The following is a 26,496-nucleotide window of genomic DNA, read 5'->3' on the forward strand; positions in this document are numbered from 1 at the left end:
GACACAACTTCTGTTTTCTATCAGTTGTCGATAAAGGTGTATCACGAACGGGTCTAGCAGTGATTCGGGACTTCGGTTGTTCACACGTTTCCGAACGGTATCTTTGTTCCAGCCAACAGACAATGCGTGGCCACCCGTAGTCGTTCGTGTGGGCTATTCAGTCTCTTCGACGGTTCCACAGTTCCGACAGCGCTTCATTCCACCATGCGCGTCTCCGTAGTCGTGTCTGAGACCCGAGATGCAGAGCATGTCCTGGAGTACTCCCATATCAAGCAGGTATCGCGGCCACCGGATAACAGTATCCTGTCAACGATAACAGGTGACTCCGCTCCCATCGCTGAAATCGGGCATGCCAGGAGGAGACCGGATTCGACAGGGTCGATCCAAAATTTCTCGTAAATAGCAGCTTCGTCGTATAGTTTCCCTAGATATCTTTCGTTGGTTCGTCGTATGCTAACAGTTAGTATCGAACGGGTATTCAAATCCGGGATTCACCGTGAATCAGCACCGATTCGACGGTCGCACGACTCCGAAAAAAGAATCGAAGACACCACCCGATTAGAGGTCTACGACCGCAGTTACGACGTTCCAATTTCGGCGTGTCGCTGCCATTCCCAACTTCTTACCCACGTCGGTGAAACGACCGGACCCAAGTTCCTCCTTATCGAGCTCGCTGTAGACGTCGCGGCCACGGATTTCGAACGATTCCGCTTCGCTCTGACTATCCAACAACTTCTCACGTTGTTCGACTGTCGGTACCTCGTTCAGAAATGTGAGATACCGTTTGATCGAGTCGTCATCGGGCTCCTCGAACGGTTGGTCGTCAACGGCGTCAGCGAGTTCGGTGCGTGTCCGTACCATGACAGTGATGTCGTAGCCGAACGTATCGGCGATGGCGTCCGTAACATCCGAACGAATCGTCTCTTCGTCACTGTCCGTCTCGAATACGACGTTCCCACTCTGAATGTACGTCTGAACGCTTTCGTAACCGAGCGACTCGAACAGTACCCGCAAATCATCCATCTTCATGCGATTATGAGCGCCGACATTGATGCCGCGAAGGAATGCTATGTAGGTCGTCATGAGATGTTCCTTGGAAAGGTTATAAGCGTAGACTGTACTTGAGCTTTTTTCAGTCTTCAGCCAAAATCGTTTATTTACTCCGTGTTCTCTCTATCAGGTGAGTGCGGGTGACTCGGCTTTGACCGATACAACGGTCGATATCATATCGTAGGACACCGAGTCCACGCGCACTCTCGAGAAAGAGAAGTGGCGAACTGATAACTCTCCACGCCTCTTTCGGTTTAGTACGCTATACTGTCGGAGTTATAGTCGGTTTCACGTTTCCACCAGTTCCGACATTCGCCGGAACAAAAGTGATACATGACAGTGACGTCTTCATCGATCTCGTTCACCTCTTCTCGGGTAAGTGTCGGATGGGATTCGGTGATGTCTAACGTGGCCGTACAGCGAACACAGCTCACGTATTGCCTATCCGCATCTGTGTCATTTATCGACGTTCGCGTTTCGGTCACGATATCTTATTACAGGGAACTCTTTTGATGGTTTTGGTAGCTCACTCCAAGAGCACATCTGTCGGATCGTCACGGATGAGAAACGAAAACAGCGATAGTACGAGATGTGAGAGCACGTTCGGTAGGAGAGTTCGATTACGGCTGGAACCAACAGAAACCATACGGTGAGAGCGAAACGTACACGGAATCAGCGTCAGGCTCAAATCGAGCGTCGCCGAAAACGGGTGTCGGGTCGGCATTTAACGGAAGTTCCGTCGTGGCCGTCTCGGCGCTCAGATTATGGACGGTAACGATAGTCTCGCCAGCGAGCGAACTCGCGTGAGCGAACACGGCCGGATGATCCACGTCGAGGACGGTTCCATCGCCACGGAGAGGCCCCGAGAACTCGTCGCGAGTTCGAACGAGATGACTAATCCAGTTGAGTAGGGAGTCGGGGTCCGCCCGTTGGTCGGCCACGTTTACTTCTGCTGGAGCGTACGTATCATCCGAAACGATCGGACGAATGAGATTATCAGAATCAACGGTCGAAAAACCGGCGTTTGGCTCGTCGGTCCACTGCATCGGCGTTCGGACGGCGAAACGACCCGGTTGATTCAGGTCCTCACCCATCCCAATCTCGTCTCCATAGACGATGATCGGAGTGCCCGGTAGTGAGAACAGGAGGCTGTAGGCGAGTTTGATGTGCTCGCGGTCGCCGTCGAGAATCGGTGCCAGTCGGCGACGAATACCGCGGTCGTAAATCCGCATCGTTTCGTCAGGGGCGAACGCATCGTATACGTCTGCCTGCTCCGCCTCGGTGAGCGCGCCAATGTTGAGTTCGTCCAGATTCCGCAGGAAGTTCGCCCAGCCAGCGTTTTCGGGTGGGTCGGGAAGTTCTTCGAGCACTGAAGCCAGCGGTGCGGATTCACTGCGAGCCAATGCGAGAATTACGTGGGCATTGAGTTGGAAGTTCAACAGGAGGTGCATTTCGTCGCTGTCACCGAAGTACTCGCCCAATTCAGCAGGCGGCCGGTCGGCCTCCGCAAGAAGAACGGCGTCGCTGCGGCGCTGAGAGACGAACTCGCGCATCTCACGCAGGAAGCCATGAGGGTCGTCCAGCGGTTCATCAACGAGCCCTTTCGTCTGTGTGAGCAATCCAGCGGCGTCGATGCGGAAACCGGCGACCCCGACTTCCAACCAAAATCCGAGTATCTTCTTCACTTCCTCGCGCACCTCGGGGTTGGCGACGTTCAAATCCGGCTGGAAGTGATAAAATCGGTGATAGTAGTAGGCGTCGGCCTCGCTATCGTACGACCACACGTGGTCTTCCTCACCGGGGAATATCGGGCCGCGGTCGGGGTGGATATCCGGCTCTTCATCCGCCCAGAGGTAGAAGTCCCTATACTTCGAGTCGGGGTCGCTGCGAGCGGCTTGGAACCACGGATGCTGGTCAGACGTGTGATTGACGACGAGATCGATAACGACACGAATACCTCGAGCGTCGGCAGCACGTACGAATTCCACGAAGTCGCCGAGGGTGCCGAGCTGGGAATCCACTCCGTAGTAATCCATAACATCGTACCCGTTATCCCGCCCCGGCGAGGGATAAAACGGTAACAACCAGATGCAGTCGATTCCTATTCTGGAGAAGTAGTCCAGACGTTCGGTAAGTCCCTGAAAATCACCAATACCGTTTTCGTCCGTATCCTGGAATACTTTTAAGTCGAGCGAATAGATAGTCGCATCCTGGTACCAAGTATTCTCAATATTTTGCATATTAGCAACTAAGGATGCAAAGTAGGAAAATCATCCGGCTCGATCATCAACAATTTAGTTTGGTCATAGGCGCAGTTTATTCTTTTCGTGAAGATTTCAGACGAATTAAATTCCGAGTTACTTCTCCCAAACTATCAAAACACAGAGCTTCAGCGCCAAGAGAAGAGATGTGTGAGACGCATCTCGAATAGCGAACCGGATTCCGAGATCGGGAATTACCGTTGAAAGTTCAGCGCGGTAATACTATCAGGCTGTGAGGTGGGTGTTACAGCAATAACGGACGTCAGTTGCAACCATCGTTTCATAACGGCTTGTGAAAATCAAATGCCTTATCTCGAATTGTCAGTCCAGAGACGCCGGAGAGTCCAGCGTTCGAACCCACCGCTCGAGTTTCTCACGTGCCGGTGGTCCCGAGACGAGACTGACCGGGACGAACACGAGGAGACTACTAACAAGCCCGTAGATAATGGGTAGATTCGACGAAAACCCTTCCAAAGACAGTGTTGTAACGACGACCGCTGCACTGACACAAATCGACGAGAGGGCACCTTGCCATGTCGCTCGCTTCCAGAAGAACGCCCCGAATATCGGCACGAAGATACAACCCGTGAGCAAGTCGTACGCGATGGTTAGAGCGAGTACGACACTCCCGATTTCGATCGCCGCATAGGTCATGACACCGCCGAGGACGATAATTAGCCCTCGAGAAACGCTGGAATACCGTGCATCCGATGCATCGGGATCGATAAATCGCTTGTAAATGTCGCTCGTGAAGAGGGTACTCGAAGCGAGCAAAGCAGAGTCCGCCGTCGACATCATCGCTGAAACGAATCCGGCAAGGATGATTCCCGAGAACCCAACCGGGACGATTTCGAGGATAAGTCGGGGAAGGGCGAGTTCCGAATCACCAAGGGATGGTAAGACGACGAGGGCGATCATTCCGAGAAAAGCCGTCGTGAGCCCATAGACAATCGCGTACACACCCGCAGCAATGTTCCCTTTTCGAGCTGTCTCGGCATTATTCGCGGTGAAGACGCGCTGCCAGATGTCTTGTCCAATCATGATGCCGAGGACATACAACAGGAAGTAACCGACAATCGTGTTCATCCCGATAGCTGTGACATCGAAGTAAGAGGGCTCGAGTTCCGACATCAACCCCGAAACACCACCCACGGAGTTGAGACCGAGTGGGAGTGCGATAAAGAAGATACCGATGGTCATGATACACCACTGGACGAAATCGGTCATCGTCACGGTGAGCATGCCACCGAGTGCGGTATAGGCTATAATGATCGCCCCTGCGAGCAGAATCATCGTACTCTGCTCGAAGCCAAAGAGTACGCTCAATACTTTTCCAACCGCGATGGTTTGCGTGGTCGCGATAGTGAGGGCATAAATTCCAGCGATCATAGCACCAATCGTTCCCGAATATTTGTCGAATCGACGTTCCAGTACCTCACCCAGCGAGTACGCCTTGAGGTTGGCCAGATTCGTCGAAATGAGCAATCCAAGAGCAATCGTCCCGATACCGAGTGTGATGACCAACCAGGCCCCTGAAATCCCGCTTTCGTATCCAAGGCTCCCACCACCGACAGTGGCTGCACCACCGAGGATGACGGCGGACATGACCGGGACATACATCCAAAGCGGGATATTCCGGCCGGCAACGAGATAATCGTCCAGTGTTTCGGATTTTTGATACCCCCAGTATCCAATACCGATCATGCCCACCATATATAAAATGAGCAGACCAGTGTCAATGGGTGACACAACCATGGCATCACTATGCCACCTCCAATACTAATATATTGCCATTCCTGTCTGTTCGGAATAGTGTATCGCGTACGTTTATCGGCTAGCACTCCACTGTGAGAGTATGGCCGACCGTCTCGATAACCGGGAGTATGATTTATTGCGACTCATCGAGGTGCACGAGCCGATCGGGAGTATCCGTCTCGTCGATCAACTCCAACATCGCGGCTATTCGATCAAGGGACGAACCGTTCGGCTTCTCCTTTCGGAACTGGATGCGGATGGGTTCACGGAAAAAATACCGGGTCAAGGTCGGCGTTTGACCGAGAAAGGTCGATCCGAGTTACGGCATGGACACGTCAGCGGGCGACTCGAGCAAGTCCGAGAACGTATTGCTGTCCTGACCGGGCAAGTTACGTACGATCCGTTCGAGGATACTGGAGAGTTGGTCACGTCCGCTATCGATCTCCCGTATTCGATGGTCGAAGACGCTTTAGAAGAGCTAACTGCGGTCGATTCCTTACCAATAGAGCCCGTTCTCGTCGCCATCGAAGAGAATCCAAACGAAAACCAGAGCGATGATACCGTTCGCCTTTTCTTCCCGTCCAGTATCACCCTCGATGGAGTGTTGCTTTCACGGGGTATCAACAGCCAATTGCAGGTCGCTGGGATAGTCGAATATCATCCCGACCCAGTACCCGAACAGTTCGCTCACGAAGGAACTATCGTGAGCGACCACGGTGGCGCAGTTCTCCGATACACGGATGCGGTCAGTGGGGAAGGGTCCACCGTCGACATCGCTGATCTACTTATCGAGGCAAAGAGATCCTCGATTCGTCCACTACTCAACGGAGAAGATTCTGGCTTGTTCATCGTGGACAACCGGGAGTTTCCTTTGATCCGGTACGAAGAAGCGTCTGATCTCGCTGCTGCAACCAGAAGACAACTCGGCGGAGTCATCGACCTTCGAAAGCCACGGGAGAAAGGACCCTTCCCCTGCGGGCAGCCGGGATGGGACTTCGCCTCGTTAACGTACGGAGCGATCGGTGAACTTGCGATTTCACTTCTTGCCGAAGAAGGATATAGTGAGTCATGGACGACACTCCACGGACTGAAAGAGCGGTCGACGTTTCGACCCGTTGCAACCGTACTCGCCCGCAAGGATTGGTAATCGTTATTCCGCAAATTGTCGTTCGAGGAGTGTCACGGCGAGGAATGCGGCAAGTGTCTGTGTCGATTCCGTCGGGTCATACCGTGGTGATACCTCCATCACGTCAGCAGCGCCAACGGCATCGTGCGTCCCCAGCACTTCCATTACACGCACTGCTTGGTGTGCACTCAATCCATCGGGTTCTGGAGTCCCAGTCCCCGGTGCGATACTCGGATCTACGCCATCGATGTCGAACGTGACGTAAACAGCGTCTGTGTCAGCTGCCGCGGCCTCAACTGCATCGACAACAACATCGGTGATACCGCGGTCATGAACATCGCGCATCGTAAACAGATTGAGGCCGGTCTCATCGGCGAATTCGAAGAAATTCGGGCTTTCATAGCCACGAATCCCGACTTGACTAATATGGGAAAAATCGCTGTATTGGGACTCAGCGATAAGTCGAGTACTCGAGCCGTGGTAGTGTTTTCCGAATGTCGTACTTTCGGCAGAGGTATCGGTATGTGCATCGATTTGAACCAATCCAACTGAGTCTGCGTTCGAACCCTCGGCAAAGCCACAGAAGGCTGGATAGGTACAGTAGTGGTCCCCACCTAACATCAGCGGGAAGGCGTGTTCTGCTATTGTTGCAACATGCGACGTGATGCTCTCTGCGGTCTGTTCGTAATCCATCGGAAAGACCGGAACATCGCCGCAATCGGCGACCTGGAAATCGGAGTAATCGACCTGCGCACCCGTGTTCATGTTCGTGAGCCCTCCCTTGTAGTTCGATAAGTAAGCCCACCAAGCACTCGAACGGCGAATCGCTTCGGGTCCGTACCGGGCACCTGGTCGGTTGGTGAGCGCTCCGTCATAGGGCACTCCAAGAACACCGACATCGATATCATCGAGATCACCTACGCCGCGTGTTTCGCCCTTCAAAAACGTGTTTCTGCCCGCATACGCCATTTCTACATCCGCACCGGGGTGCGTTGACCGAAACTCTGCTGCAGGATTCTTCATTGATAACGTCCCCTGAGATTGTCAATTGCTCGTGTGTGCACATTCAACACATGCATGGCAATGTATTGCCACCCTTCTATTATACGTATTTTGGTCAGATGTTTGATCTCTCGCCAGGATTCATCAAGAACGGTTTCTCGCCGACGGTAGCAGTTGAACAGAGAACCAGGGAATACTACGCTCCGAACGCGTATCTCACGATCAGTTGACGTATCGGTTAAAACTGCTCGACAAAAAATAATGTTCTAAAAGGCCGTATTAGGTGGTAATCCACTCTGAAAACGGCGATATTACCTCTCTTCGGCATCCGAGGGGTGTTCGACGAGGACTATCCCATTCCCATAGAGGTCTGTTGCGATAGCTTCGATGCCGTAGGGTTGTTCGGACGGCTCAGAGGTGAATTCAACACCGCGTTCACGAAGCGTCTCGTACGTTTCTTGGCAATCATCCACAGTAAAGGCGAGTGCCGGTTGCTTCCCGAGCATTGCAGAGCGACTGTCAGCTTCCTCGCCTTCGAACCACTCAAGCGGTTCGAGGACGATTTCTGCGGTATCGTCTTGGTCAGCGGCGACAGTAACCCATCGCTGATCATCGGGTCCAAACATCTGGTCTGCTGCTTTCTTGAGCCCGAGTTTCTCGGTGTAGAATTCGAGTGCTTCGTCTTGGTCGCTAACGATACGAGTCGTCAAACGGAGCTTTTCGATCATTGTTTTCCTCACCTCGGTAGAGGTCGCTCAGGGAGAAATACGCTCGCCTAGTGGTCCGAAAGTGACCACTCGTCCCCCTTGCTCTCAGTTCTCCTGAATCGGATAGAAACCGTCCATCGATCAGGAGTCCGTTTTAATATGCTCTCGTAGATTATCGACGTGCACTATGAGCGAGACTGATAGACGCCTCGTTGCTGGCTGGCACGGGCGATATTTCGAGGACTTCACCGTAGGAGACGTTTATAAGCACCCGTTCGGGCGAACGGTAACCGAAACGGACAACGTTTGGTTCACGAACGTCACGATGAACCTCAACCCGATGCATTTCAATGACGCATACGCCACCAAGACAGAGTTCGGCGAACGGCTCGTCGACGGAACGTTCGTCATCGCCCTTGCAGTGGGAATGAGCGTCATCGATATCTCGGTCAACGCGACAGCAAATCTCGGCTACGACGAGGTTCGCCATCACGCTCCCGTTTTCCACGGAGATACCATATTCGCGGAGAGTGAAATACTGAACACGCGTGAGAGCGAATCACGCGAACACGTCGGAATTGTCACGACGGAACTTCGTGCATTCAACCAAGACGACGATTTGGTACTCTCACTCAAACGTACGCCGATGGTCCTCAAACGAGCATTCGCACAACCGAGTGCGGAAGTTCCTCCAGGGTGGCCCGAAGGCGTTGGAACGCAGTTGGACGACCTCAACGTGTCGTAAATCCGAGTATAGGCGGTCTCCAACGACCGATAGACGAGGATATCACTCGAAAAAGAACTATGAGCCGGATTCACCGGCATTGTAGTCGATACGGAGAGATCCTCATTTCAATAGCCACCATGTCGGATATAGCGATCTGCTGTTTCATTTCCTTAGTCGAGTCGATGGTAGCGCGGATATCTGGGCCACAAAAAGTTAGATGAGGAGCGTCCTCACTAGAATATATGACAGATATCATAGAGAGACTTCGTGATGATGAAGAGCGAGAATCTGAACAGGACGCTGCGGAAGAGACGTTCCGATTGCTGAATCAGGTTGAACGGTTATCAAAATCGAAAAGGGACGTATCGGGAATAATCGAGCGACATGCCGGTGAAATACACGAGATTTACCAAGACGTCGATACGGACGATGTGAGCAACCGTGAAATGGCGCTGTTGTATGCCTATGGCCAACTCTGTCTATGGGGCATGGACAACGTCGGAACACCACAGCAGCGACACGAGGACCTAATACGTCGGATCGATGCCGTTGAACGAGGCAAACGCCAGTGAATCGCCTCGGGGTCAAGCCTCGAGGCATCCGCGCTGTATTTTCTGTGAACTACCCTGCCCTGCTTGGCTTGTCAGCCCAGCTGAGGACGGGGGTTCCTGTTTCGACGACGTGCTTTGCGGACACAACGGTGTCCATGAGGGTGTAGCCACCATCGAAGATATGAATCGCGCCGCTCAACGGTCGTCATGGAAGACATGTAGCATGACAGGTCGGGGGCTCTGAGACCTTTCAGAGAAACACGACGCTCTCCCCAACCAGCATTGTTACTTGGGTCCCCTAGCTCATAATATTTTCCACGATAGCTGACGGACGAGTGCGTACGCTTGGAGGCCGAGGGATTCGCCGGCGAGATGAGTGGAGAACCTCCCTCGGCAAAACGACATACGTGATGGAACGGTGACTCCTCTCCGTTCTTGGTGCTTTAGTTCCGTTCTGGCCACTGGGCGAATATCTGATTGAGCCGCTCCGTATTCGATACCTGCGTGTCGGAGGTCAGTCTCTGCACAGTCCGCAAGTCTGCTGTGCAAAAAAACGATCGGGTGGGAGAAAAATCAAGGAGTAATAACGAGCTTTCCAACGCTCTCGCGATTCTGCATCGACGCGAACGCCTCGTCCGTCTCCTCGAGTGAGTAGGTTTCGTCGACCTCCGGCGTGAGCGAACCATCGGCGACGAGTTCGACCAGCGTCTCCAAGTCGGACTGTGTCCCCATCGTACTCCCGATGACGCGCTTGTGACCGAGGAACAAGTCGGGGATATCGATCTCGGACGTGCCACCGGCCGTTCGCCCACACACCGCCATCCGACCACCGCGCCGCAATACGTCCAACCCGAGTTGGGTATACGCACCACCGAGGTGATTGAGGATGCCGTCGACCGGACCGATATCAGAAACCGCATCCCGAATCTCGTTCGGGTTGGTACTCTCGATAGCGTACTCAAGACCGAGCGATTCGAGATGGTCGAGTTTCGTTCGGGAAGAAGACGTCCCGATGCTGTGGGCACCAAGGAGTGCTGCGAGTTGTGAACGAACCCCGACCTCAAGGGTCGGGGCTTCCCGCTTCCACGACGCGCTTTGCATCCACGCGCCCCGAATGGCGAGTGAACGTAGGGAGCGCAGTCTGCACGGGCGTTGATTCGGACCGTCCTGGCCCTATATTGACTTGAAAAGAATGTTCCGTCCGTCTGAATGGCACGCCGACCTCGGCTAACGCCTTGTCCAAGATGTTCTTCGCCGCGTTGAGGTCTCGATCCTCTTCGTGGCCACACGCCGGACACGAGTGTTCCCGAACCCATAGCGGTTTGTCGGTCGTGACGCCACACTGGTTGCACACCTTCGTCGTGTTTCTTGGATTCACTGGCACGACGTGAACTCCGTAGAGCTTCGCCTTGTACTCTAAGAGCGAAAGGAATTGACTCCACGAAGCATCCTGCTTGTTCTTCGCCGACTGACTGGTTTCGAGCATCGGCTTCACATCCAAGTCCTCGACGGCGATAAACTCGTAGCGTTTCACGAGCCACGTCGAGAGTTTGTGCTGAAAGTCAAGTACCTGCCGTTTGATCTGACGCTTCGCCTTCGCCACACGAACTCGCTGTTTCTCCCACCGCGAAGAACGATGGTCCTTCCGAGAAAGCGACCGTTGCGCTCTCGCGTAGCGGTCGTAGCTGTCCGTGAGATCGAGACAGTCTACCGAACAGTCATCGCTTGTGTGGATGTACGACAAAATCCCAAGGTCGATGCCCACACAGTTCTCTACCGAGAGATTGGACAGGTCGGGTTTCTCCGATTCGGGGACCTCGACGCAGAAGGTCACGAACCATTCGCCGGTGCGTTCCTTCTTGAGAACGACGCGCTTTACGTCGTCGGTTTCGGGAACGTCGCGGTGTGCTCGCACGTCGATCCAGCCGATTTTTTCGAGTCGGAGTCGTATCCAGCCATCGTCGCCCGTGTTGTGATCCACGTTGTAGCGGGATGGTTGGTTGTACGACACCGATCGGAACTCGCCGCGACCCTGCCATTTGAGCCGTCCCGTCTTGTAACCGCGTTTCCGCCGTCCCCTTTGTGTCTCGTGATCTTTGTGGATCTGCGAGACGGCTTGTTGAGCGGCATGTGCGGACGGTTTCTTGAACGTTGGCCAGCGCCGTTTCCATTCGGGAAGTTTGGCGTGTTGGTCGTAATCGCTCGGCCGGTCGTTGCGTGGAGATTGGTAGTAGTCGCGGACCGCTTGATTCCGTATCTGCCGAAGAACATCGATGTGCTCCCACGCTACGCTGGCGATTTCCTCGTTGGGGTAGGCGCGACAACGAAGCGTGAGATCCATTTCTACTCCTCTGTATCGGCGTTGAGACCGGCGCGGATAAGTTCGGCGTAGGCACGGGGCATCCGTACTCCGTGCTTTTCCGCATACGCTTTGGCCCGGTCCATATCCTCGTCCGTGAGGTGAACTCTGAGATTCCGTTCTGGCATTTTTTGTGCATTCTATGCTAACACCTGTTCTAACATATGCTTTGTGTTCCAAACGACATTCCGGATAAGCGTACGCGATTCATCCCCGAGGTCAAGCCTCGGGGCAGTCTCGCTGATACCGCTGTACACCGGCCACACCGACACCCCCAGTGCAACCGGGAATGAATACAAGGTCGGTCGGTCCGGTTTCCACTCGGCGAAGCATATGATAGGCCGTCATGTAGGCCGTTGGGAGAGCCGCCGCTTCGACCATCCCCACGTCGCTAGGAAGCGGAACGAGGCGGTCAGCCTGGACCCGAGCGGTTTCGGCGAGGCCACCGTGGTACAGGGAGTAATTCTCGCACAGATTTTCCGGCCCCTCACGACAGTAGCGACACGTTCCGCACGTCTCGTTCGGACAGAGTACCACGCGGTCACCGGGTTCGACGGAGGTAACTCCCTCACCAATTTCTTCGACAGTTCCGGCAAGGTCGAGACCACTCACGAACGGCAGATCGTTCGTGTCCACCATCGCGGAGTCCCCCTCGAGAATCCAGAGATCGTGCCGATTGATCGAACACGCCTCGACTTCGACCACCGCCTCGTGTCTATCGGGTTCCGGTGTCGATTGTTCGATAATCGAGACACCATCCGGTCCGGTCAAATCGGAGAATGCTGCGACACGCATGGTCTGATGGTCGTTTCCTGTGCTCATAGGTGTGGAGGAGACGGCGACATCGACCGATACCATGGCAACCGATTCGTGCCAGGATAAACCGATGTGCGGCGCTACGACCCAACCGTCTGTTTCACATCCTGTTCGAGTGATTCTGCACGGTCCAAGCGAAGTTTTCGAGCCGCAGCAGGTGAAATTCTATCGCGACTGTCCTCTTGCTCCGATAGGGGGTCATAGGCCGCGACGTCGAACGTCATTCGTTCGAGATACGTTCGCAACAGCTTCGACGATACTCCGTCTCGAATCGCCGCATCAACGTGTTGGAGAACGGTATCGAACTCCGGGAGCACGATGACGTCATCTGTGATACGACCGCTATCCCCCTCGATATGCACCTCGGAATCCCGCAATCGCTCCATGATGTGTGCGATGCTATCGGCCAGTTGCGTGACTTGGCTCGGGAGCGCAGTATCGGGCGACCGCCACTCGACAGTCGTGAATGTATCTCGTAGCTGAACGGGAGTCCAGATCGCACTTTCCGGACCGAAGTTGGACTCGACCGCCCGTCGGTTGACACCAGCGTCCAGCGCCGCGGCCACGAACTCCTCGTATCGCCGTTCGAGACGCAAATCCCATTCGTGAGTGGTCCCGATGTATCGCCATAGCCGCCCTTGGTGAGCGAGTTCGTCGTAGGCCATTCGACGATACAGCTTCGACCGTGCTCCCAGAGCTAAAAACCGTCCGTGGAACCACCGTGAGGAGTTGACCAATGCAAGGGCAGGGTCGAGCGCTATTAGCGTATTAAATTGGTCGACCTCGCGTCCAGGTAGCTGTTCGACGTGGATGTGAGTTCCTGCACAGTGTCGTACATACTCGAAATCCTCACCGATGACCAGGTTTTGAATTCGGGTTCGTTCGCTCGGAAACTCCCGGATCTCTTCGTGGGAAATCGGTGTCGCCAATGGGACGAGCCCTCTCCCCATTTCGTTAGCTTGTTGAAGGGTATCGTGGATTCGATTGAATAGTTCTCGGCGGAGTTCAGCTGTCGTCTCACATGGCGAGGTCTTGATTTCCAATAATGGTTCGACAAACTCGCACTCGGCGCCGTCTGATGCCACTGCGAGAGGGCTAGAGTCGACGAGATATCCCTCGCGGTCGACAACCCAGTATTCGACCTCGATGCTACGTCGTATCGGTGTGGATTTGGATGTAGACACGTCTATTGACTACTACTTCGGTTGTATCGCACTGCTACTGACCTGATAGGGCGATATTCCGTGATAGCTGATCCAGTTTCAGCCGTCCCGATCCCATCCCCCCAGTCACGGAGTTCGGTCGGTGAGATTCCGTGTTGTTGGCTCAGGCATTCAGGTGTTATTTTGATTGTGTATGTGTACCAATCACATGCTAGTGAATATTCAAATACACCAATGGCTATAAAGTCTTTTGAACATATGACTGATGTATCTCTATTTTGGCGATGCCTGTTTTCACATATAGATTGATAGTGTACGAATATCCACTTTCAAAGGAACAAATCGAACTATTGAGGCACTATTTTCGGAGAGTATAGAGGCAAACCCGACTCGGACAGGTAGTGGTTCACTCGGTAAGCGCCGATACACTTACAGAAATAGTGAAAAGTCACGTGACGCGACGCGGTCGATATGGACTGGCCCAGACAGGGATATCACAGCCGAGTCGAGCGACGCGGTTTTCGATCGATGGATGGGTGGCAAACAGGGAAAAGAGAACCGAACGGTCAGTGTTCCACGGAATCGGACCAGCGACATCCTCGATATTATCGCCGGTTGCGATAGCAGCAACTCGATACAGTGCCTCAGCGAGCGTTTCCGGATCCACGACGTGGGCGGCGTATGCGTCCGCACGGTACTCCTCCATTCGATTGGCATAGCGACTCAACGAAAGTGCGAGCGGTTCAACGCCCAATCCAAGTGCATAGCGAACGATGCGGATTGGTCTCTCTTCGATGAACGCGAGTGCGCTGAACAACAGTGAGCCGATGGCGGCCACAAAGGGGCCACGTTCTGCAAGAAAGACGAGCCAAAACGCACTGAAACCGAGTATTTGGGGAATGTATGCACGAATCGCATCCGTGTGAATATCCGTTCCCAGATGACCCAGTTCGTGTGCGAACAACGCAGCCACGCCTGCTTGCCCGACGACTCGCGGGAGGAGCGGGTCGAAAGCGACGACGGGTTTTCCGTCGTCGTAGCCGACGACGGCACTTGTGGCATCCATCTCCATGAGGACGATTCGTGGAAGGGGACGTTCAGCACGTTCACAGACTTCGAGGACTGCCCGCTGTATGACTGGTGACTCAGTGGAATCGAACGGTCTGGCGTGTTCGTGTTCGAACTCGTAGCGACCGCCAGAGCGATACGATAGATACGCGATGATACCGAACACGAAAAGACCGAGACCAACGACGGGAAGCGGAGCACCCGTTCGAATGACTGCTGTAACCGCGAGGAGCGTAGCGACCAACAACCCGAGTGTGATCCCCCACGCCCGAACGATCAACGAAACCGTCATACAATCCCACACTTTTCGGATGAATAATAACGAAATCGATCATCGGAGTGGCGACCGATTACCGAACTGCACCTACGTGTACGTATCGGAAAGCGTTCCAACGTATCACTATCCCTGATTCGACGGAGAATGGGCTTGAATCTGCAAGCGATAGTCGTATCCATCTCGGTTGGTAATTGAATCTGTGCCTGATTTTGGTAATCCAATCGGTTTCGATCTCGCAACCGTTCTCACCGGCTCGGGACTCACCCTTCTGTTGTCTGCAGCGATTGCAAAGTATGGTGAGCAGTTCCAGTACAGCACTGTCGAGTTATACGGAATGAGCGGTGCTATCTTCATCGCCATCGGAGTGATTTTCGGCATCGTTCTCGTAGCGACCGGTAATCGCTAGTCTCCGATTTTTTAGGCCTCAAATCGGGAGTACGAGGTTACAAGTCAAGTTTAGAGAGAAGAGACGTATCGGGGGTCTTGTTGTTTTCGAACAGTGCTTTCATCTCCCCACCGGAAAGCTCGAAGTCGAATACGTCGAAATTCCGTCTAATACGGTCCGGTTTCGACGACATCGAGATGGGTGAAACCATGGGTTGTTGAAGCAACCATCGAATAGCGATTTGTGCTGCTGTTTTATTGTACCTCTCCGCGATTTCACCGAGCGTTTCGTTATCGAGTACGTCACCACCTCCAATGGGGCTGTAGGCAGTGAGTACGATATTTTCGTCAATGCAAAACGAGAGGAGGTCGTCTTTTCGTTCGTTGATGTTATATTCGACTTGATTGGTGCGAATCGGTGCATCCGAATAGTCTATCGCATCTCGAGTCTGGGCGATCGAGAAGTTCGAGACGCCAATATGTTTGACCGCTCCTTCGGCAACGAGTTCGTTCATTGCTTCGAGCGTTTCCCGATGTGAAACGTCTTCATTCGGGAAGTGAATTAGAAGTAGATCGATGTAGTCGGTTTCGAGTCGACCGAGACTATCACGTGTTGAGTCGATAACCTCATCGTGCGTTCGATTGTCACCGGACAGTTTCGTCGTGATGAACACCTCCTCACGATCGAGATCAGCATCGCGGACCGCATCTCCGACGGCAGACTCGCTGCCGTACATTTGGGCGGTATCGAGATGCCGATAGCCGGCGTCGAGTGCGGTAGAAATCACTTTCCGACGTTCGTCATCGGTGTCCATACGCGCGGTCCCAAACTGAAGGACGGGAACCGTCGTGCCGCTTTGTGTGGTGAAATACATACGACCAGGACAATCTACGGCTAGTACTCACAAAAAGAGTCTTGCAGATATGGCAGCTCGTCAACAATCTTCGTGACCTACCGCGTCACCGCAGAGCTGGTTCCATTTCCAACTCAACAAGGATCTGAAACCGCATCAATCACGAACAGGAACAAAACTCACGAACCTATTAAAAATCCCGACCGGGGAGAAGTAATCCGCGAGCATGGCAGCGAGTCCATACCCACGTCCCAGTCGGAATCAGAGCCGATGCGATAGCAGCGTGGTGTTCGGGTAGCTGATGGTGAACTGAGTTCGCAGTTCACGACCCTGTCGAGGGAGCGTGTGTGCCTCTGACACTACTTCGACAGGCGTTATGGCCGAGTTTCCTCGAGCCAACGAAAACAATGGTTGTACCAAAAAAATAAATTCTGACCACATTCTCAAAACCGATTCGATTACGTTGAATCAGGCGCAAAGCCTCGCCCTTCAGGGCGGGGATACGCGCCGTACAGTTTAAGCGTCTTCCCGCCGTATATTTCCTACCGGAGTTCCCTCGTTGACGAACACGGTCTTTGACCGTACCGATGCTTTGCATCGACTCGTTGCGTGGTAACAAATCCGACGCCCACTCCACCACGTCCGGGCCTACGGGTCGTCTGACGCTGATGGTGGTACCTAACAGGCTGAATACCCTGCCGTGGAGGGACGAACGATATTCCATCCCGGTGAAACGCCCATTGAAGATGGGTGGGAAGGCCGTTTTGACACGGCTCTACGCACTGCAACGCTCACCCTCGGTCATAATTGGGTGGCAACCGTTGAGGGAAGGCGCGAAAGCGTACTTCGTTCCCGAGGAAACGTGCAACCTTGAACTCCCCGGGGAATCCTCGCCCTTTAGGGCGGGGAGGATGTCAAAGCTACCACTCTCCCTCGAAGCGATGACAGAAACGGAGTCATCTCGCTGGAAACGAGAGTCCCCGAGGTGGGTACCGTGCGCCGTGACAGCCAAAAACTCTCGGTCGTAACATCGGTTCCCGTCCATTGACTGACTCACTTCACGACCGATAATTGAAATCAGTCGTTTTCCGTTCGCAGTTGTACTGTGGTTTCGTCGAGAGATCTTCCGGGAGCGGGCGCTTCTTTTCTATTATTCACGGCAATCCGGACGCGTGATACGATACGAGACAGCCACGGAGTGTGGCTTCCGCCCAGTTCTATGACGTGCATCTTGGCCAAAAGGAGATAGAGCGACAGCGAAAGGACGTATACCAGCGGCACGATCGCCAGTTGCCAGAGAAGCGTCGAGGTAAGGTCAATCCCAATCGCCGGACGCCAAACCCTGTTCATCGTCCGGAGGAGACGAATCAAGGGGACGTGAAGCAGATAGATCCCAAGGGCGTGTTGTCCCACTTTTGGGAGAATCGTATTCTTCCCCCACTGTGGGTTTGAGAGTACATATGTGAAAAGAGCGAGAACGAAAAATATCGTTGAAATCGTGTATTCGGTCAAGAATATCTCTTGGCGAAGAACGTTACCACGAATAACGTAGCCGATTGCATACTGTTCGAGAAGTTGGACGCCTCCAAGGAGGCAGACAGCTCCGAGATAGATGTGACTGCGGTTCTCGTTCGGTGTCCAGTCAATCGAGCTAACATGATATCCGAGAGCGACGTAGAAGAATCCGAAGAAGAGGGCGTCCCGTGTTCGAAACGGTATGTCTACAATCATCTGATAATTCGTTCCGATGAGGCCGACGAGGTGAATGAGGATAGCAATGGGCAACAGATAGCGGGTTTTTCGGAACTTGACGAAACAACCGAGGAAGATGAGTGAGAAAATCAGCGCTGTCAGGAACCATAATGGAACAGCAAGTGCGGTTCCATAGTATAGTAAATCAATTCCGGAGATATCACCGATGCCGCGAGCAATAAGAGCGTTCGCTACTGGAACGCCCCGGAATAACGCGAGACCGACCACTGCTGTTAGAGAGATTATTCGCCCGAACAGATAGATCGAGCCGAGTTTCTTGACAGAGTTACTCACGCTAGATTTGACGGTATCGAGATTCACCGTCTCTCCAAAAAAGTACCCGGACGTCAGGAAAAAGAATGGAACGTCAAATTGACCGATAGTGTCTAACGCGAAGTAGACGTGATTTCCGTACGTTCCGAAGCCTCGAAACGGTTGAACGTGTGCAATAACGATAAAAAATATAGCGACGGCTCGCAGCGTATCAATGCTATGAATTCGATCACTCATCGTATATCAAAGGTCTAGTGGAGAATCCCTCGCGACTAATTAAAACGCCTCTGATTATGGAAGCCGAATGTGACTTGTTTTCACATGTTATGGATGACTGATCAGAGGCCCACACCGATGTGTCACAGCCTACGTCGGGAGATTTTCCGAGAAGAAATCCTGGTCTTCTTGTTCGATGCCGAGGAGGTAAAGGACACCTGCGAACGCGACGAGACCAATGACGCCGCCAACCGCGCCTTGAATGAGGGCGGCAATTTTTGGTGATCCGATTCCCACCATGTAACCCGCGAGGAAGGACTTTGTACCAAGCATTGCAAGCGCTGAGACACCACCACTCAATACCGGCTTGATATACCGCTTTGAGTAGGGAATTAGTCGAACAGTATACCAGACCTGAACCACCCGAACGACATTGATGAACGTAATGACTGTTGCGGACGCAAGTGCAGCCCCGATGAGACCGAATTGCTGGATGAACAGATAGTTGAGAATGACGTTACAAATTCCGAGGACCCACTGATTGACGAGCGTGAGATAATGATGATCGGTCATCAGTAATACATATCCAGAGGGGCCAACGCTTGCATTAGCGAGTTGTGCGACAATAAACAACAACAGGACGGCCTCTCCTTGTCGGGCGAACGAATCACTGAACAGAACTAAAAGTTCGTGTGCATACACAGCAGCGCCGACCGCTGGAAAGAGCCCTAGCGTAAACGTCCAACGGGTAATACGACGATACAAGGCCTCCAGGTCCCCCATCTTGTTATTATTGTAGAGGCGAGAGGCAATAGGGGGGAAGAGTTGGCTGAATCCACTCAAAGGAAGGAGAAGCACGCCAGCAAGGACAGATGCGATTTTATAGATGCCAACGGCATCCTTGGTAGTGATGTAGGCGCTTGCCAGAAATCCGACCATCAGTAAGTCGACTTTGCTCGCGAGGACTTGTCCAGCGTGATTTAGCGTAAGGGGTAACGAAAAGTCATAGAACTCAACGATATCGGAACGAGAGCCCCCGAGCTTGGGTTTCAGGTCAGTTTTCGAGATAACCAGATAGACGGCAATACAGAAGACGAGAAGTGAAGCGACAACCGTGGCGGCAACTGTCCCAACGAGCGCGAATCCAAGAAGAATCGCGATGCTGATCCCGATAACACGAAAGAGTGGTGTCAGAATATTCCGTACGAAAACCTGATATTCGGGCATTTCCAGGCTTTTGAACAAACTTCCAAAACAGCTAATGAGCGTATCGACTGGCAGTAGCAGGGCAAACACACGCAGAACGTTGGTAAAGTACGGCTGATATGCAGGGTCGACATATCCATTAATGAACGGCGCGGCAAACCACAGAACGGCCCCGAAGATGATACCCGCGGTCAACGACGTAAGATACGAGAGCCCAAGCATCCGTCGACGTTTCAGCGGGTTATCGTCATACATTGGGATGAACTTCATGATGGCCTGGTTCGTCCCGAGATTGGTGAATACCTGTGCGAAGGTCAGAGCAACTAATCCGAGAGTATAAACACTGAACAGAACGCCACCGAGCCCCTGTACGAGAACCCAGTTGAGAACGAATCGAAGGGCGTTATCGAGCCCTTTGCCAGCCATGAAAAAGGAAGCACCGCGGGAGACGGACTTTAGTGAAGAAGACGACTCTGAAGATTGATCTGCCATTAGTTCAGGTTGTGTGTATCTTATCAGAGCCGATTATCTCTTCCGCTTTCGCCGTTGTGTGCATGCTTGTGTGTCCCACACCAGTCACAGAGCCGTTGATTTATCCATCATGTTCTCTTTCCCTCTCACCAACCATCGACGACCAGACCAAGAATATCGGAAGTCTCCAGACTCAAGAAATCCAAGAATTTACAAATAAAAGTTCAAAAAATGTCCGATATAGTACGTGAGTCAATGACACACAAGTTGTTTCCCAAAACAACAGCATATCACCAGACGGCAATTGAATTGTCACTCTCATACCTCTAGTAAGCCGTTAGCTTTAACCATCAGTTGTGAGATTATAGACATCATGAGTATGGACAAGGATATGAGACATCAAAACCAATTTTTACTGTGCAGCCCTCAGTTCCAGCCGACTCTCCCTACTAGTTATTCATACGAAGCGATTTCGGACGATTTGGACATTTACTACTCTGAAATTCTCCCCTTTCAGCACGTCTCGGACGGTGAAACCGATCTCGCGATTATCGGAGACGTGGTTGTTCCGAACGGGCCAACAATTCAGAAATGGTTGATGGAAACGGTGAGTGAGCAGCTGACAGGGGTATTCCGTCGTTCACAGGAACTCACTGGACGCTTTGTGATTATTCACTCAACAGAAGATTCCACGACTGTCATCCCAGATGCGATCGCGAATAAATCCCTGTACTACCACACCGACTCTTGCCTGATCACCTCCTCGCTAAAACTGCTGGCCGATTCAATCGATATTGGACTGACAGAGAATTCAGCGGTCACGTCGTTCATGAATACGTCGCAGTTCAAGGGTAATGAAAGCGCTTTCGTCGGGGATAAAACAGTCTTTGAAAACTTCCGCTGTGTCCTTCCCAATCATGTACTCGACACTACCGAAATGGAAGTTTCACGGCGCCCACTCTTCATACCGGATATCCAACGACCACCAGCCGAGTACATCGCAGACCATATTTCAGGAGCAATGAAGTCGTTCAACGACAACTATCACCTCCTCGCGCCGATTACAGCTGGGCGAGACACGCGAATGCTTCTTGCTTGTTCTCGGGACATCGTCCGAGACATTACCTGGTATACGTTCTCCGATTGGGGAACGGGTGAACATCCCGACGTAAAGATACCGAAGCGGATAGCCAAAGAACAGGATTTCGACTATTCGATTTATCATCCACGGTCGCTCGATGATGGGTTTCGAGCAGCGTTTAATGATTACCTCTGTTGGACTCGGTACCTGCCCAAAACAAAACACGTTCAGTTTTTCCACAACAATTTCGACATGAACAAACATATCTATGTGAGCGGAAACGGGCCGGTATACAAAATGAACTACGTGATGCCCGAAAACGGAGAAAATCTGGTGGATCACTTCTGTAACGAACTCCAATATCCCGATAGTGAGTTTGTCAGAAACGAAATCAAAGAATGGTTACCTGGTGCAGTTGAGTACGCAAAAGAGTACAACTTGTCGCCCGCGAATCTACTGTATTGGGAACAACGAATGGGCCGATGGGGAGCATTAGCACCACGGGAAACGGACTTTGCACTCAGAGGTGTGTCCCCTCTTGTGAACTATGATCTACTATTGACAGGGTTGCATGTCGAACGATCGCGAGTTTCACCACCGGAGTACGACTTGATAAACAGCGTTATCGAGACGAAGTGGCCCGAACTACTGAAGTACACCTATAACCCGAGTAAAAACCCGTACAAAGCGAAAATCGGTCAGGTCGCGCCACCGCAGGTGAAACAAGCACTGACCACGATTAACGCTAAGCTGGACGATTTTATCTAGGCGAGGCAGTAATTCATTCGGTCACACTGTCACTGTCATCATCGACTAACGAACTTACAGCTTCGATGACGGCGGTCGCTGTTTCACGACTCACGCGATTTGTGGCGAATGCCGCCCGTTCGTACCGTTCGGTCACCTCACCGATAGTAGAGAGCGTTTCATCACCAACATCTGCTTCCTGGCAAGCATTATAGAATTCCCAGTGAGTCAAGGAAGTCGTCGGAACTAGGTTTGCAAAGCGGTCTCGAGTCGCTGCATATCCCATTTCGACAGCCCGTTCAAACTCTCCTTCGTCACGTGCCGAGCGGGCACGATCAAGGAATGCCATCGCAGATGGTGACGAATCAGATTCGGGCTCTTCGGGAGTGGGAGCACTATCTGGTTCTGGCGTACTCTCATTGCTCTCTGCCATCTCCTCACTTTCATCGTCATTCGAGCGCACGAAGAAGTAACCACCAAGGGCGACAAACACGCCAACACCGGCAATTCCTAACCCTAACCAACGACGGGGTATCGGTAGCAGCGAATCATTTTCAGCGACTGAACTCAGAAGCGTTGTCGAAGCGCGTGCTGATTCGACGTTCTTTCCTCGCCCATTGAAACGTGCGACAAACGTGGTATTGCCGGTCGAGGAAAGGAGTGCTGCTGGAAGCACTGTGGAGACTCGATAGGACCCGTTTTTGTTTGTCCGTGTGGATGCCACCTGTGTTCCATTAGTGAAGATCTGTACCTGTTGACCGGCTATTGATTCTCCAGATTTCGTCTTGAGCTGCCCAGAAAAGTCAACATTTCGTGGTTTTCCTTCCGACCCTGAAAGCGTGAGTGTCGTCTGTGATGGGTCGATGGTTACTGGTGCCGTTGTGTTTGCAGCGGTAAGTGAGCGGTTGCGGAACGGGAATACTACTCGAATCTTACTGACATCCGAAGGCACATTAGCGGGTAGAGAACGTGTGAATGAGAACGTTCCATTCTGTGCGGTTCGAGTCGTTCCGAGTCGAACGTTGCCTGCATAGATAGCAACCGGAACATCAACTGCAACGATGTCCTCTGCTTGGACGCGTCCCGACACTGACATCGTGTCATTGTATCTCAACCGTTGTGTGTGTGACGAGATCGAAATGTTTCCTTCGACCTGTGAGACTGTCGCCTGAACCGTTTCGTTCGAACCCAGATAGATAGTGTCGTTTCGTGGTCGATACTCGACACGGAACGATTGGCTCCCGAGTGCTGTGACTGCTGGTCGACCAGTCAGTGTGAACTCACCATCCTCATCGGTCCTGTAATCAGTTCGTTTCGTACGATTCCCACCCATCAGAAGGTAAATCGATTTGTTTTCAATGGCCGTTCCGTTTTCGTCAGTCAGCTGGCCAGTGATAGTAATCGGCTCAAGAAACGACACTTGATCTGATTCGAGTGAGACCGATAAATCTGTTTTAACAAACTCGGTTTCGCGGACTTCGGTTTGCTGTGTAGAGATATTCTGTGTGACGTTCTGAATCCGTTGTTTTTCTTGATCTGTACTGACATTCGTGCGATTTGAGAGTTGATCGTAATTTGACGTCAGATTATCGCTCTTTTGATTGATCTGTCGAGCCAGTCTATTGAGCTTTCGAGCGAGATTCCGGGCTTTGTTATCGTTTCCGTTCTGTTTCGCCCGCTGATACCGATCATGAAGTGTCCGATAGCGCTGAACTCTCGAGACGTATTTTTTCTGGTTCTCTTGTGTGTTTTTGAGCGTTTCTGCTGTCTGGTCGTCTTTTGTTCCCTCTGTCTGTCCGGAGACCTCGACGTACTTACTTAGGAGATCATTATAATCATCTCCTAATACCGAACGGGCCTTTTGATACTGCCCTTGTTCGATTTGGACCGAGCTCCCACCGAGACGTGAGGACAATTGACCGGCAAGGTAGCTTTCGAGACCAGAGAGATCTTCCTCAGACCGGACATTATCGGGATCTTCGTGATGAACCGAGGAATTGTTGCGAGCGAGTGGCACCGTTTCAACTTGATCCGGCGTCGATGTGAGCTGAGTACTGTCAGCTGCCGATATTGCGGCTACCTGTGCGGGCAGTACTGTCGCTACGAGGAGGAGAGCGAGAAGACCGAGCGAAGCGGTGAACCGAGACACACCTATCTTCTCACATTCCATCGTAAAAACTACTTCTTTCTTGATTCGACATTATCTAGTTTGATTCCTCCTCGATGGGCGTTCGATTGTCTAATTCTGGAAATCTCCACATTCCCAAACTAGTTGTTACAGGAGTTCCTTGTGAAATGAAATGGGTACTGGCCTCACTCAATGTCCCGACTGTCGGTGGACCGGAAAGACAAGTAGTTGCGTGATCGAAGATCTTGAACGAAAGTGTCCTGTCTGCCACTACGTCTTTCAACGAAATTCGTAAACTACTCCGCCCTACTCACTCCCTCACGCGGTGCGCTCGGTCGCTCCTTGAGGGCGGGGCTTTGGCCCGTCATTGGGTTCCAGCCCCCGACTCCCGTGCGGGACGCGGCTCGACTACATGGCGGCAGGACAGGCACACGGAGGGGATTCCTGCGTGATTTTCTGTCCCGTGGTCTTCGTCCGAAGCCGCCTCACATCGATTTAATTCAGCGTGTTCCTCGCGTTCAATCCGTGGGACTGTTCTGTGCCACCTTTCACGGTCGTCAGTTCCGCTGTTCAGGGCCGATCTACAGCGGCCCCTCCTAAGCGTCCGTTTTGGCCACTGAGGAGTATCGTACAAAACACCGCGGGAAAGCCTAACTCATCCGATACGGGTGGAATGGAACAAAGACGGGAGTTTCCTTCCCACCCTACGCGCGAAGCGCGTTGAGGATGGGGCCTCCACTCCCTGTATTTCAGGTGAACCGAGGAATTTATTCACTTTTTCTGAGCCACCAAATCCCCACCGAGAAGCATAATTTCGCACATTCTACCTCACCGGGTTGATGACGCTCCTCAAGCCGTTGATGTACTGGCCGTCGTTCTATTCAAATCATACTCAAGACCCACCCAGCAGAGTGAGAATTTGTTATCCAAAAACACTTAATAACCAACCTGAATATACTTATTCATATAAAACGAAATCGTGAAATATGAGAGTAAATCAGAAGATCACAATTATTGCAGTTATTATAATGGCTCTTGGAGCCGGGTGTTCATCATTCGGTACTATCGAGAACGATACAATAACTACGAGAACACATACTAGTGAAACAACACCAGAGATTACATCCGACAATACAGCAACCACAACCAATAGTGGGGGGACAATAAGGGAAACGGACGCAACTACCGTGCCGTCGACTGCAAATACATCCGAAAGCAGGCACACTTCCGACTCGTCGAAAAGCGATTCAACCACCATGGCTGACAAGGCAGGGAAGGAGACATCTGCCGACGATTCATCCTCGGCGACAACCCAAAAGCCAAGCGAAGACTCAACAGACGACGGTGATACATCGAGTGAGAATTCGGATAATAATTCAGTGAGTGACGACTCTTACTCTACTAATGGCACGACTACTACAGAAACACGTACTACCACGACAAAAAGCTCAAAGCAGACCTCAACAACTGCCGATCCAACTGCAACGACGAATAATGTATCACCGTCTACTATACCTGCCGACGAATCCCAGCAAACAACGACGACTAATGAGCCACAGGTGACGAATACGACAGTAGCTGAAGACAGTACGACCACGGAAGACAGCACAGAAGCGTCGGTTAAAGCCTCTAAATTTGGCAAGCCAACCCCTAAAACCCCAACTCCAGACCCGACAACTGAGCCCACATTAACATCAAAATCAACTTCTGTGAAGGGCGAACATAGCTATCGAGAGAAGTTCCTCGCAGAAATCGAATCGAGTGGTATCACTGTGATTCACTACACTCATCATAGTGGGGACCCAAATGTGATCTATGCCACGCAGTATTTAGACAATGCAAATGCTCAACACGAAGAGATGGATGTTATCATCAAAGCATTTGCTGCGGGAGTAGAAGATGGCTGGCAGACAAACACTCTTCATGCCACCATCCAAGAAGGATACAATGAGCCGTTGGCTTACTACCATATTGAGCGGAAATGGGTTGAGCAGTACAACCGGGGAGAGATCAGCTACCACGAACTGAAGAAGAACGTTGATGAGACGACCAAGTGGTTGTATAATGAACCTTGACATCCCCCTGCGCCTAAAGGCGCAGGAATCCTCACGCTTGGGGTCTGGACCGTGTACCAACCCAACGTAAGCAACTTTCCGCGATACCGGGAGCGTACTCTGGTGTGTGCGCACTTCTTTGGAATTTCCGTGAGAGTGTGGTTTCTCCGACCCCTCGGTGGTCGTCTTACTCGAATCACACGGGCCGTGCCATCGGCCTTGGTTCGTAGTCTTCGTCTTGCTGTCTCAGGAACGTCTAGGACGCGGTGAAGTCAGCGTGACCGTCGAATCCGCATGGGCAGGTGAGCGAATCGCCCTCTCGGATCATCCGATCAGTTGATCTGCACGCCGAACATGTCTGAGAAGTCCATGCTTCCAACGCTTCTTCAACTCGGATTCAGTACTCCTCGGCAGTACATTTGTGGCGCTCGTATTCAGATCATTACGCACCCAACAAAGGCTTTCTCC

21 protein-coding genes and 2 pseudogenes are annotated in these 26,496 nt (G+C 52.3%); 6 read left to right on the top strand and 17 right to left on the bottom strand.

Annotation, left to right across the window (positions count from 1 at the left end; genetic code table 11):
- Nucleotides 1-558: 558 nt before the first annotated feature.
- The 3 genes from ACGYLY_RS22195 to ACGYLY_RS22205 all read right to left on the bottom strand — a co-directional run bounded on the left by ACGYLY_RS22195 (nucleotide 559) and on the right by ACGYLY_RS22205 (nucleotide 5,066).
- A complete protein-coding gene (locus ACGYLY_RS22195; RefSeq protein WP_395284964.1) occupies nucleotides 559-1,083 on the bottom strand; it encodes a DUF1697 domain-containing protein in 525 nt (174 codons plus the stop codon).
- 587 nt (nucleotides 1,084-1,670) lie between these two features.
- Entirely contained in the window at nucleotides 1,671-3,290 is a 1,620-nt protein-coding gene (locus ACGYLY_RS22200) for an alpha-amylase family protein (RefSeq protein WP_395284965.1), read from the bottom strand.
- Nucleotides 3,291-3,632: 342 nt separating this feature from the next.
- Nucleotides 3,633-5,066 (bottom strand): sodium:solute symporter, encoded by a 1,434-nt coding sequence (locus ACGYLY_RS22205; RefSeq protein WP_395284966.1) that lies wholly within the window; start codon nucleotides 5,064-5,066, stop codon nucleotides 3,633-3,635.
- A gap of 100 nt (nucleotides 5,067-5,166) precedes the next feature.
- On the opposite strand from ACGYLY_RS22205, the gene ACGYLY_RS22210 reads away from it, so the two are divergent.
- Nucleotides 5,167-6,213, top strand: a complete 1,047-nt coding sequence (locus tag ACGYLY_RS22210) for an NrpR regulatory domain-containing protein (RefSeq protein ID WP_395284967.1) — start codon at nucleotides 5,167-5,169, stop codon at nucleotides 6,211-6,213.
- Nucleotides 6,214-6,216: 3 nt separating this feature from the next.
- Here the strand turns inward: ACGYLY_RS22210 and ACGYLY_RS22215 are convergent, their stop codons facing one another.
- Nucleotides 6,217-7,215 (bottom strand): agmatinase family protein, encoded by a 999-nt coding sequence (locus ACGYLY_RS22215; protein WP_395284968.1) that lies wholly within the window; start codon nucleotides 7,213-7,215, stop codon nucleotides 6,217-6,219.
- A gap of 290 nt (nucleotides 7,216-7,505) precedes the next feature.
- Nucleotides 7,506-7,922 carry a VOC family protein gene (locus ACGYLY_RS22220; RefSeq protein ID WP_395284969.1) on the bottom strand — a complete coding sequence of 139 codons (417 nt, stop codon included), beginning with the start codon at nucleotides 7,920-7,922 and terminating at the stop codon, nucleotides 7,506-7,508.
- Between the two features lie 166 nt (nucleotides 7,923-8,088).
- Between ACGYLY_RS22220 and ACGYLY_RS22225 the strand changes: the two genes are divergently transcribed.
- Nucleotides 8,089-8,646 carry a MaoC family dehydratase gene (locus ACGYLY_RS22225; protein ID WP_395284970.1) on the top strand — a complete coding sequence of 186 codons (558 nt, stop codon included), beginning with the start codon at nucleotides 8,089-8,091 and terminating at the stop codon, nucleotides 8,644-8,646.
- A 224-nt stretch (nucleotides 8,647-8,870) separates the two neighbouring features.
- Nucleotides 8,871-9,200, top strand: a complete 330-nt coding sequence (locus ACGYLY_RS22230) for a hypothetical protein (RefSeq protein WP_395284971.1) — start codon at nucleotides 8,871-8,873, stop codon at nucleotides 9,198-9,200.
- Between the two features lie 552 nt (nucleotides 9,201-9,752).
- Here the strand turns inward: ACGYLY_RS22230 and ACGYLY_RS22235 are convergent.
- From ACGYLY_RS22235 to ACGYLY_RS22260, 6 genes and pseudogenes are all read right to left on the bottom strand, one after another.
- A pseudogene (locus tag ACGYLY_RS22235) lies at nucleotides 9,753-10,238 on the bottom strand (zinc-binding alcohol dehydrogenase family protein); the annotation flags it as partial.
- A 1-nt stretch (nucleotide 10,239) separates the two neighbouring features.
- Nucleotides 10,240-11,520 (bottom strand): RNA-guided endonuclease InsQ/TnpB family protein, encoded by a 1,281-nt coding sequence (locus ACGYLY_RS22240; RefSeq protein ID WP_395284972.1) that lies wholly within the window; start codon nucleotides 11,518-11,520, stop codon nucleotides 10,240-10,242.
- A gap of 2 nt (nucleotides 11,521-11,522) precedes the next feature.
- The gene (locus tag ACGYLY_RS22245; RefSeq protein ID WP_395291284.1) at nucleotides 11,523-11,666 is read right to left on the bottom strand and encodes a hypothetical protein; all 144 of its coding nucleotides are present in this window, start codon (nucleotides 11,664-11,666) and stop codon (nucleotides 11,523-11,525) included.
- Nucleotides 11,667-11,787: 121 nt separating this feature from the next.
- Nucleotides 11,788-12,333: pseudogene (locus ACGYLY_RS22250) on the bottom strand (alcohol dehydrogenase catalytic domain-containing protein); the annotation flags it as partial.
- 101 nt (nucleotides 12,334-12,434) lie between these two features.
- Entirely contained in the window at nucleotides 12,435-13,538 is a 1,104-nt protein-coding gene (locus ACGYLY_RS22255) for a glutamate-cysteine ligase family protein (protein WP_395284973.1), read from the bottom strand.
- A gap of 427 nt (nucleotides 13,539-13,965) precedes the next feature.
- Complete coding sequence (locus ACGYLY_RS22260; RefSeq protein ID WP_395284974.1) at nucleotides 13,966-14,877, bottom strand: M48 family metallopeptidase; 912 nt, start codon at nucleotides 14,875-14,877, stop codon at nucleotides 13,966-13,968.
- A 184-nt stretch (nucleotides 14,878-15,061) separates the two neighbouring features.
- On the opposite strand from ACGYLY_RS22260, the gene ACGYLY_RS22265 reads away from it, so the two are divergent.
- Complete coding sequence (locus ACGYLY_RS22265; RefSeq protein ID WP_395284975.1) at nucleotides 15,062-15,268, top strand: hypothetical protein; 207 nt, start codon at nucleotides 15,062-15,064, stop codon at nucleotides 15,266-15,268.
- A 37-nt stretch (nucleotides 15,269-15,305) separates the two neighbouring features.
- Here the strand turns inward: ACGYLY_RS22265 and ACGYLY_RS22270 are convergent, their stop codons facing one another.
- The 3 genes from ACGYLY_RS22270 to ACGYLY_RS22280 form a co-directional block, all read right to left on the bottom strand.
- The gene (locus ACGYLY_RS22270; protein WP_395284976.1) at nucleotides 15,306-16,121 is read right to left on the bottom strand and encodes an aldo/keto reductase; all 816 of its coding nucleotides are present in this window, start codon (nucleotides 16,119-16,121) and stop codon (nucleotides 15,306-15,308) included.
- A gap of 1,056 nt (nucleotides 16,122-17,177) precedes the next feature.
- Nucleotides 17,178-18,362, bottom strand: a complete 1,185-nt coding sequence (locus tag ACGYLY_RS22275) for an acyltransferase (protein WP_395284977.1) — start codon at nucleotides 18,360-18,362, stop codon at nucleotides 17,178-17,180.
- Nucleotides 18,363-18,491: 129 nt separating this feature from the next.
- Nucleotides 18,492-20,039 (bottom strand): oligosaccharide flippase family protein, encoded by a 1,548-nt coding sequence (locus ACGYLY_RS22280; protein WP_395284978.1) that lies wholly within the window; start codon nucleotides 20,037-20,039, stop codon nucleotides 18,492-18,494.
- A gap of 352 nt (nucleotides 20,040-20,391) precedes the next feature.
- On the opposite strand from ACGYLY_RS22280, the gene ACGYLY_RS22285 reads away from it, so the two are divergent.
- Nucleotides 20,392-21,867: a hypothetical protein gene (locus ACGYLY_RS22285; protein ID WP_395284979.1), complete on the top strand. Its 1,476-nt coding sequence runs from the start codon at nucleotides 20,392-20,394 to the stop codon at nucleotides 21,865-21,867.
- A 13-nt stretch (nucleotides 21,868-21,880) separates the two neighbouring features.
- On the opposite strand, the gene ACGYLY_RS22290 is transcribed toward ACGYLY_RS22285, so the two are convergent.
- Nucleotides 21,881-23,995 (bottom strand): carboxypeptidase-like regulatory domain-containing protein, encoded by a 2,115-nt coding sequence (locus ACGYLY_RS22290; RefSeq protein WP_395284980.1) that lies wholly within the window; start codon nucleotides 23,993-23,995, stop codon nucleotides 21,881-21,883.
- A 976-nt stretch (nucleotides 23,996-24,971) separates the two neighbouring features.
- Entirely contained in the window at nucleotides 24,972-25,232 is a 261-nt protein-coding gene (locus tag ACGYLY_RS22295) for a hypothetical protein (RefSeq protein WP_395284981.1), read from the bottom strand.
- Here ACGYLY_RS22295 and ACGYLY_RS22300 point away from each other — a divergent pair.
- Complete coding sequence (locus ACGYLY_RS22300; protein WP_395284982.1) at nucleotides 25,231-26,049, top strand: hypothetical protein; 819 nt, start codon at nucleotides 25,231-25,233, stop codon at nucleotides 26,047-26,049. The two genes, ACGYLY_RS22295 and ACGYLY_RS22300, sit on opposite strands and share 2 nt — an antisense overlap.
- 235 nt (nucleotides 26,050-26,284) lie before the next feature.
- On the opposite strand, the gene ACGYLY_RS22305 is transcribed toward ACGYLY_RS22300, so the two are convergent.
- Complete coding sequence (locus ACGYLY_RS22305; protein WP_395284983.1) at nucleotides 26,285-26,407, bottom strand: zinc ribbon domain-containing protein; 123 nt, start codon at nucleotides 26,405-26,407, stop codon at nucleotides 26,285-26,287.
- Between the last annotated feature and the right edge of the window lie 89 nt (nucleotides 26,408-26,496).

It is taken from the genome of Haladaptatus sp. CMAA 1909 (assembly GCF_043952005.1).
Classification (GTDB): Archaea; Halobacteriota; Halobacteria; order Halobacteriales; family Haladaptataceae; genus Haladaptatus.

Coding starts and splice junctions, on each gene's coding strand:
- ACGYLY_RS22220 (WP_395284969.1), bottom strand. CDS start 7,922: ATGATCGAAAAGCTCCGTTTGACGACTCGTATCGTTAGCGACCAAGAC.
- ACGYLY_RS22230 (WP_395284971.1), top strand. CDS start 8,871: ATGACAGATATCATAGAGAGACTTCGTGATGATGAAGAGCGAGAATCT.
- ACGYLY_RS22245 (WP_395291284.1), bottom strand. CDS start 11,666: ATGCCAGAACGGAATCTCAGAGTTCACCTCACGGACGAGGATATGGAC.
- ACGYLY_RS22280 (WP_395284978.1), bottom strand. CDS start 20,039: ATGGCAGATCAATCTTCAGAGTCGTCTTCTTCACTAAAGTCCGTCTCC.
- ACGYLY_RS22200 (WP_395284965.1), bottom strand. CDS start 3,290: ATGCAAAATATTGAGAATACTTGGTACCAGGATGCGACTATCTATTCG.
- ACGYLY_RS22210 (WP_395284967.1), top strand. CDS start 5,167: ATGGCCGACCGTCTCGATAACCGGGAGTATGATTTATTGCGACTCATC.
- ACGYLY_RS22275 (WP_395284977.1), bottom strand. CDS start 18,362: ATGAGTGATCGAATTCATAGCATTGATACGCTGCGAGCCGTCGCTATA.
- ACGYLY_RS22215 (WP_395284968.1), bottom strand. CDS start 7,215: ATGAAGAATCCTGCAGCAGAGTTTCGGTCAACGCACCCCGGTGCGGAT.
- ACGYLY_RS22300 (WP_395284982.1), top strand. CDS start 25,231: ATGGCTGACAAGGCAGGGAAGGAGACATCTGCCGACGATTCATCCTCG.
- ACGYLY_RS22260 (WP_395284974.1), bottom strand. CDS start 14,877: ATGACGGTTTCGTTGATCGTTCGGGCGTGGGGGATCACACTCGGGTTG.
- ACGYLY_RS22225 (WP_395284970.1), top strand. CDS start 8,089: ATGAGCGAGACTGATAGACGCCTCGTTGCTGGCTGGCACGGGCGATAT.
- ACGYLY_RS22270 (WP_395284976.1), bottom strand. CDS start 16,121: ATGTATTTCACCACACAAAGCGGCACGACGGTTCCCGTCCTTCAGTTT.
- ACGYLY_RS22240 (WP_395284972.1), bottom strand. CDS start 11,520: ATGGATCTCACGCTTCGTTGTCGCGCCTACCCCAACGAGGAAATCGCC.
- ACGYLY_RS22195 (WP_395284964.1), bottom strand. CDS start 1,083: ATGACGACCTACATAGCATTCCTTCGCGGCATCAATGTCGGCGCTCAT.
- ACGYLY_RS22285 (WP_395284979.1), top strand. CDS start 20,392: ATGAGTATGGACAAGGATATGAGACATCAAAACCAATTTTTACTGTGC.
- ACGYLY_RS22205 (WP_395284966.1), bottom strand. CDS start 5,066: ATGGTTGTGTCACCCATTGACACTGGTCTGCTCATTTTATATATGGTG.
- ACGYLY_RS22295 (WP_395284981.1), bottom strand. CDS start 25,232: ATGGTGGTTGAATCGCTTTTCGACGAGTCGGAAGTGTGCCTGCTTTCG.